The 4,726-nt window shown below is 70.2% G+C and carries 4 protein-coding genes; 3 read left to right on the top strand and 1 reads right to left on the bottom strand.

Going from position 1 to position 4,726, the window contains the following annotated elements:
* Positions 1–39: 39 nt before the first annotated feature.
* Positions 40–1,425 (bottom strand): helix-turn-helix domain-containing protein, encoded by a 1,386-nt coding sequence (locus tag CCR87_RS01370; protein WP_201155537.1) that lies wholly within the window; start codon positions 1,423–1,425, stop codon positions 40–42.
* A gap of 160 nt (positions 1,426–1,585) precedes the next feature.
* Between CCR87_RS01370 and CCR87_RS01365 the strand changes: the two genes are divergently transcribed.
* The 3 genes from CCR87_RS01365 to sucD are packed head-to-tail and all read left to right on the top strand — an operon-like array spanning position 1,586 to position 4,627.
* Positions 1,586–2,539: an HpcH/HpaI aldolase/citrate lyase family protein gene (locus CCR87_RS01365; protein WP_201155536.1), complete on the top strand. Its 954-nt coding sequence runs from the start codon at positions 1,586–1,588 to the stop codon at positions 2,537–2,539.
* A 10-nt stretch (positions 2,540–2,549) separates the two neighbouring features.
* The gene (locus CCR87_RS01360) at positions 2,550–3,716 is read left to right on the top strand and encodes a malate--CoA ligase subunit beta (RefSeq protein ID WP_201155535.1); all 1,167 of its coding nucleotides are present in this window, start codon (positions 2,550–2,552) and stop codon (positions 3,714–3,716) included.
* Between the two features lie 14 nt (positions 3,717–3,730).
* Positions 3,731–4,627 (top strand): succinate--CoA ligase subunit alpha, encoded by an 897-nt coding sequence (sucD, locus tag CCR87_RS01355; RefSeq protein WP_201155534.1) that lies wholly within the window; start codon positions 3,731–3,733, stop codon positions 4,625–4,627.
* Positions 4,628–4,726 lie beyond the last annotated feature (99 nt).

Here is a 4,726-nt window from a genome sequence, read left to right as displayed (position 1 = left end):
GCCCGCCCCGCCCGCCATCCCCGGGGCGCACGCGGGGGCTCAGCTTTCGAATCGGGTGGCGCCGCGGTGGCGTTCATCCAGCGGGCGCGTCAGCACCACCGCCTGATGCGCGCGCTGGTCGCAGTTGGGGCGGGGGCAGACGCGGCAGTTGATGCCGATCCCTGTCGCGCCCGCGCCGCTCAGGCGGAATGCCTCGGCATAGCCGATGTCGCCCGCGTGGCGGATGGCGCAGCCCATGGCGACCGACAGCCGGTGGTCCTGTGCCTGGCGGCCGAAACTGGGGCGGTCCACGGTGCGCGAGAACACGAAATACTGGCTGGCGTCGGGCATCTCGACGAACTGGGGCACGATCCGGCCGGGGATGCGGAAGGCCATGTGCAGCTCCAGCCGGGGACAGGCGCCGCCGTATTCGGCCAGCTGGAATTCGGTTGCGTTGAAGCGCTTGGTGACGTTGCCCGCCCGGTCGATGCGCAGAAAGAAGAACGGCACGCCCTGGGCGCCTTCGCGTTGCAGGGTGGTGGCGCGGTGGCAGGCCTGCTCGAAGCTGACGCCGAAGCGGGTGGCAAGATGGTCGAAATCGTATTTCGAGGCCCGTGCCTCGGCCAGGAAGGGGTCATAGGGCATCAGCACGGCGGCTGCGAAGTAGTTCGCCAGCTCCACCCGGCAGCGGGCGCGGTCGTGGCCCGGGGGGATGCCGCTGCGGTCCAGCAGCGCGTCGATGCGGCCGCGCTGGTCGAGCAGGCCCGCGACATGCAGCAGCTGGAACACCCGGTTGGGGTGGTCGAGGGCCTCGGACAGCAGCACCTCGCCCGCGGCCTCGTCGAGGCGGCGCAGCGAGTGGGGCATCTCGGCCACCGACACCAGCCGCACGCGGATGCCCGCCGCGCGCAATCGGGACTTGAGCGCGCCATAGACCTCGTCGGGTGGCACGGGGGCGGGCCAGAAGCGCAGGGCGGCGTCCTCGAGGTCGCGAAAGTGGTTGCGGTTGCGGCGAAACAGGTCGTGGATCACGCCTTCGGGCGAGGCCGGCGCGTCACCCGCCGCGCCCAGCGTCAGCAGCTGTTCGGTCGCGGCGCGGTAGCTGTGGTGCAGCTTCACGAACGCCGCCACCAGGCCGGGGCTGTGCACCAGCGCCGCGCGCAGCTGCGCGAGGTCCGGGCGGTCGACGGCAAACAGCGGATCGGCAAGCGCCGCGCGCAGGTCGGCCAGGTGGGTGGCTTCGTCATCCTCGGCGATGTCGCGCCAGTCGATGCCGGTCACCTCCATCAGCCGCAGAAGGATCGGGACCGACACGCTGCGCTGGTTGTTTTCCAGCAGGTTGACATAGGACGCGCTGACGCCCAGCGCGCGCGCAAGCTGGGCCTGGGTCTCGCCGCGTTCGGTGCGCAGGCGGCGCAGGCGGGGGCCGATGAAGGTCTTCTGCATGCGGGCGCACACTTTCCCAGGCTGTCATGTTCACAATATTACAGAAATTACGATCTGTGAACTCTCGCGTTTACAGCAGGACCCGGTTTGCCTTCGCGGCAGGGCGCAGGCGTGGCAGGGTCCCCCTCACCGGGGACCGCAACACCCTTGAGGAGACGACATGAGCCATACCCTTCACCCCCTGCGCCGCGCACGGCTGCAACGCTCGGAGCTGGCGGTGCCCGCCTCGAACCCCACGATGATCGACAAGGCCGCGCGGGGCGACGCGGATTTCGTGTTCCTGGATCTGGAGGACGCGGTCGCCCCCCCCGAAAAGGTGCAGGCGCGCAAGAACGCGGTGCAGGCGCTCAACGACATCGACTGGGCGGGGCTGGGCAAGACCGTGTCGGTGCGGATCAACGGGCTCGATACCCACTACATGTACCGCGACGTGGTCGATGTGATGGAGCAGGCGGGCGACCGGGTCCACACGCTGCTGGTGCCCAAGGTGGGGGTGCCCGCCGATCTGTACATGGTCGAGGCGATGGTCAACCAGATCGAGCAGGGCTGCGGGCTGAGCACCCGCGTGGGCCTGGAGGCGCTGATCGAGACCGCGCTGGGCATGGCGAATGTCGAGGCCATCGCGCAGTTCGCCAACCAGGGGCAGGGCCGGCTGGAGGCGCTGCACTTCGGGGTGGCGGATTATTCGGCCTCGCTGCGGGCGCGGACGACCAACATCGGCGGGCTGAACCCGGACTATCCCGGCGACCAGTGGCACGCCGCCATCAGCCGCATGGTGATCGCCTGCCGCGCTTACGGCCTGCGCGCCATCGACGGGCCGTTCGGCGATTTCTCGGACCCCGAGGGCTACACGGCCGGGGCGAAGCGCGCCGCGGCGCTGGGCTGCGAGGGGAAATGGGCGATCCACCCGTCCCAGGTCGAGCTTGCCAACGACGTCTTCTCGCCGCCCGAGGCGGAGGTGACGAAGGCCCGCCGCATTCTGGAGGAGTTGCGCAAGGCCGAGGCCGAGGGGCGGGGTGCGGCCTCGCTCGACGGCAAGATGATCGATGCGGCGAGCGAGAAGATGGCCACCAACGTGCTGGTGCTGGCCGACGCCATCGCGGCCAAGGCGTGAGGGGAGCGACATGGACATCCACGAATACCAGGCCAAGGAGATCCTCGCGCGTTCCGGCGTGCCGATCCCGCGCGGTGGCCTCGCCTACAGCCCCGAGCAGGCGGCGTTCCACGCGCGTGAGATGGGCGGCAAGGTCTGGGTGGTGAAAGCGCAGATCCACTCCGGCGGGCGCGGCAAGGCGGGCGGCGTGAAGATCTGCCGCTCCGAGGATGAGGTGCGCGATGCCGCGGCCAGCCTGTTCGGCCAGACGCTGGTGACGGCGCAGACCGGGCCGCAGGGCAAATGCGTCTACCGCGTCTATGTCGAGGAAGGCACCGACATCGCGCAGGAAATGTATCTGGGCCTTGTCCTCGACCGCAAGTCCGAGCGCATCATGATCGTGGGCGCGGCCGAGGGCGGCATGTCGATCGAGGAGCTGGCGGCCGAAAAGCCCGACGCGCTGGTGCGCATGGTGGTCGATCCGGCGGTGGGGCTGGCGGAGTACCAGTCGCGCGAATTCGCCTTTGCCCTTGGCCTCGCGCCCGGTCAGGTGCCCAAGATGGTGACGGTGCTGCGCGCCTGTTACCGCGCCTATCGCGACCTGGACGCGACCATGGTGGAGATCAACCCGCTGGTGGTGACCGCCTCGGGCGACCTGATGGCGCTGGACGCCAAGATGAGCTTCGACACCAACGCGCTGTTCCGCCGCCCCGCGGTGGCCGAGCTGCGCGACCGCAGCCAGGAGGACCCGCGCGAGGCCGCGGCCCAGGACGCGGGGCTGAACTATGTCGGGCTGGATGGCGACATCGGCTGCATGATCAACGGCGCGGGGCTGGCGATGGCCACGATGGACATGATCAAGCAGGCGGGCGGGGAACCTGCGAACTTCCTTGATGTCGGTGGCGGCGCCAGCCCCGAGCGGGTGCTGCGCGCCTTCCGCACCGTGCTGGGGGATGCGCGGGTGCGGGTGATGCTGGTGAACATCTTTGCCGGGATCAACCGCTGCGACTGGATCGCCGAAGGGGTGGTCCAGGCCTATCGCACGCTCGGGATCACGATGCCGGTGGTGGTGCGCCTGTCGGGCACCAACGTCGACGAGGGGCGCGCGATCCTCGCCGCCTCGGGCCTGCCGATCATCACCGCCGACACGCTGGCCGATGCCGCGCGCGAGGCCGTCGCGGCCCGCGCCGCCGCCTGAAGGGGAGGAAACCCATGGCCATTCTCATCGACGCCACCACCCGCGTCATCGTCCAGGGCATCTCGGGGCGGATCGGACAGTTCCACGCGGCCGACATGATCGCGCACGGCACCAATGTCGTGGGCGGCGTGACCCCGGGCAAGGGCGGCGCCACGGTGCTGGAGCGCCCCGTGTTCAACACCGTGCGCGAGGCCGTCACGGCCACCGGCGCCGAAGCCTCGCTGGTGTTCGTGCCGCCGGGATTCGCCGCGGACGCGATCATGGAGGCCGCCGACGCCGGCATCCGCACCGCCGTCTGCGTCACCGACGGCATCCCGGCGCAGGACATGATGAAGGTCAAACGCTTCCTGCGCCGCTACCCCGAGGGGCGCCGGATGCGCCTGATCGGGCCGAACTGTGCCGGGATCATCAGCCCCGGACAGGGCTTCATGGGGATCATGCCGCCGCACATCTATGCCCCCGGGCGGGTGGGCATCGTGGGGCGCTCCGGCACGCTGGGGTACGAGGCGGCCTCCCAGATGAAGGCGCTGGGGATCGGGGTGTCGACCTCGGTGGGCATCGGGGGCGATCCGATCAATGGCTCCAGCTTCCGCGATATCCTCGCGCTGTTCGAGGCCGACCCCGACACCGACGCCGTGATGATGATCGGCGAGATCGGCGGCCCGCAGGAGGCCGACGCCGCCGAATTCGTGCGCGACCACATGACCAAGCCGGTGGTGGCCTATGTCGCGGGGCTGTCGGCGCCCAAGGGGCGCAAGATGGGCCATGCCGGTGCCATCATCTCGGCCTTCGGGGAAAGCGCGCAGGAAAAGGTGGTGATCCTGGAGGCGGCGGGGATCACCGTGGCGCCGCACCCCTCGGCGCTGGGCGAGACGATGGCGCGGGTGCTCGCGCGCAGCCGCGCGGCATAGCGGCGTCGTCTTGCGGTCCGGGCGGCCGGATGCGAAACGGGTGCGTCCCGTTGTCCCGCACCGGCCGCCCATGATGTCCACCCCCGCCCCGTCTCCGGT

The sequence above is a fragment of the Rhodobaculum claviforme genome, assembly GCF_016653255.1.
Classification (GTDB): domain Bacteria; phylum Pseudomonadota; class Alphaproteobacteria; order Rhodobacterales; family Rhodobacteraceae; genus Rhodobaculum; species Rhodobaculum claviforme.
Note: the sequence above shows the minus strand (reverse complement) of the source record. Positions and strands in the feature narration are given on the sequence as shown.

Excerpts from the sequence above, each read along its gene's own strand:
- CCR87_RS01370 (WP_201155537.1), bottom strand. The coding sequence starts at position 1,425 with ATGCAGAAGACCTTCATCGGCCCCCGCCTGCGCCGCCTGCGCACCGAA.
- CCR87_RS01365 (WP_201155536.1), top strand. The coding sequence starts at position 1,586 with ATGAGCCATACCCTTCACCCCCTGCGCCGCGCACGGCTGCAACGCTCG.
- CCR87_RS01360 (WP_201155535.1), top strand. The coding sequence starts at position 2,550 with ATGGACATCCACGAATACCAGGCCAAGGAGATCCTCGCGCGTTCCGGC.
- sucD (WP_201155534.1), top strand. The coding sequence starts at position 3,731 with ATGGCCATTCTCATCGACGCCACCACCCGCGTCATCGTCCAGGGCATC.